The organism is Vibrio sp. 10N.261.52.A1 (assembly GCF_002876325.1).
Classification (GTDB): Bacteria; Pseudomonadota; Gammaproteobacteria; order Enterobacterales; family Vibrionaceae; genus Vibrio; species Vibrio chagasii.
On record NZ_MCYD01000223.1, the window covers coordinates 1 to 2033 of the forward strand.

Below are 2033 nucleotides of genomic sequence, written 5' to 3' on the forward strand. Positions count from 1 at the left end.
GTGATAGCGTATATATGTATGAAGGACTACAGCATATAGATAATGATGCTTTCTTCCAAGTTATGGATTTACTTTCTACTAATTCAAATATACTTAGAATTTTTATTGGTGGTATTCCAGATAATAGCTGTATATCAAAGTATTACGATACCGAGGAAAAAATGGCTTACTACGAAAAGTGTGAGGCCAAAGGTACACCACATTTAGGAAAGTGGTGGGATAAGTCTGAAATTGAGACCATAGCCAGCCATTTTGGATTCGAAATGAAAGTGATTGCTCAAAACAGTAATCTTTACTCTACCTACTATAGATTTGATTGTTTGTTGGAGAGAGCATGAAAAAAGTTGCTTTGTTTGGTGTTCCACGATCGGGTACTTCATGGCTGAGTCAGTTGTTTAATAGTCACCCTTCGATTGCCTTAAGGTTCCAGCCTTTATTTTCTTTTGAACATAAAGAGAGGCTCAACATGAGTTCTTCTTTTGAGGATATCGACGCATTTTTTAATGAAATCTTAAATTCGTCAGATGAGATGGCGTTAATGACATCCAGAGCTCATAAAGGCTATCCTAGTTTTGTAAAGTCTGATATCCCAAGTACTGTAATGTTTAAAGAAACTAGGTATTTAAACTTGGTAGAACATTTATTAGCTGAGGACTGTAGTCTAAAAATAATAGGTATAATTAGAAATCCATTATCAACAATTGCATCTTGGTATAAAGCGTCAAAAGAGTTTGACCCGCGCTGGAGTATATTTGAGGAATGGAAGTACGCAAATAAAAAAAATCAGGGGAGAGATGAGGAGTTTTATGGTTTTTACAAGTGGTTAGAGGTAACAAGGATGTTTGTTGATTTAGAAAAAAAATATCCACTTCAGTTCAAGATTGTCAAGTATTCTGATCTGAACGATAACACTGAATCAACTATTAGGAGTTTGTTCGATTTTTTGTCATTAAAGGTTGAAAGTCAGACAATTGACTTTATTCAGCAAAGCAAATCTAGACATGATGATGACCCTTATTCTGTTTATCGTGCAAAAGCTAATGATCAAGCTTGGAAAGACATCCTACCAATTGAAATTTCTGACGAGATACAAAAACTGTTATCTGACTATCAATTAGAGGATTACCTAGTCTAGATGAAGCTTTAAGATTCATCATTAAATTTTTATATCTATAATACTCTAAATTATAAACAATCGTTAAAATTTAGGGTGTAACCAGGAATTTTTAAATGGAACCTGTAAGCACTAGCATAGTTGGGAAGTTTCCAGTACGTGACTATAAGCATGAAGTCGTAACAAATCCTTTAGTTAGTGTCCTTGTTGTCGCCTATAACCACGAAAATTATATTGTGGAGTGTCTAGAAAGTATTCTTGCTCAAAAAACCAATTTTCCTTTTGAAATCCTTCTTGGTGAAGATGATTCTAATGACCGCACTCGTGAAATTTGCATTGAATATGCAAATAAGTATCCGTCAATAATTCGCCTTTTTTTGCACGATAGGCGCAATACTATAACATTTAATGGTAGGGCGACGGGGCGATTTAATTGGGTCTATTCGCTGAATCAAGCTAATGGTTGCTTTCTAGCATTGTGCGATGGGGATGACTATTGGACTTCGCCGTATAAACTTCAGCAACAAGTTGATACTTTGCAAGCATCTCCCACTTTTTCGGGATGCGCCCATAACACGTTAGTATTCAATGAGAGCTCTTCAAAGTTTGCTGAACAGCCAATAGTGGGTGCTGTAGAAAAAACTATTTTCACCATTGATGATTTTGTTAGGGGAGAGATATACTTCCACACCTCATCTATGCTTTATCGCCTGAGTCGTATAAAAAAATGTGTCTTTGATTTCTATAGCGAAAGTTTTGGTGATTGGTTCCTTTGTACTAAAGTTTCGGAACTTGGTCCAATAAAGTATCTTGATAACACTATGTCGGTATATCGAATACACGAATCAGGTGTTTGGAGCGAATTAGATGAATTTGAAAAATTGTCGAAAAACTTATCATCTATAATTAGCTATAATAG

At 35.3% G+C, this 2033-nt stretch carries 3 protein-coding genes; all 3 read left to right on the forward strand.

Annotated features, from left to right (window positions below; all coding sequences use genetic code 11):
* Positions 1-338 (forward strand): hypothetical protein (locus BCT81_RS02865; RefSeq protein ID WP_206747999.1); only part of this gene is annotated, 338 nt, incomplete at its 5' end.
* On the forward strand, positions 335-1135 hold the full coding sequence (locus tag BCT81_RS02870) for a sulfotransferase domain-containing protein (protein ID WP_102423188.1): 801 nt from the start codon (positions 335-337) through the stop codon (positions 1133-1135). The genes BCT81_RS02865 and BCT81_RS02870, both read left to right, overlap by 4 nt.
* A gap of 95 nt (positions 1136-1230) precedes the next feature.
* Positions 1231-2033, forward strand: an 803-nt coding sequence (locus BCT81_RS02875; protein WP_133152505.1) for a glycosyltransferase, incomplete at its 3' end; no start/stop codon positions are given.

Coding starts and splice junctions, on each gene's coding strand:
- BCT81_RS02870 (WP_102423188.1), top strand. CDS start 335: ATGAAAAAAGTTGCTTTGTTTGGTGTTCCACGATCGGGTACTTCATGG.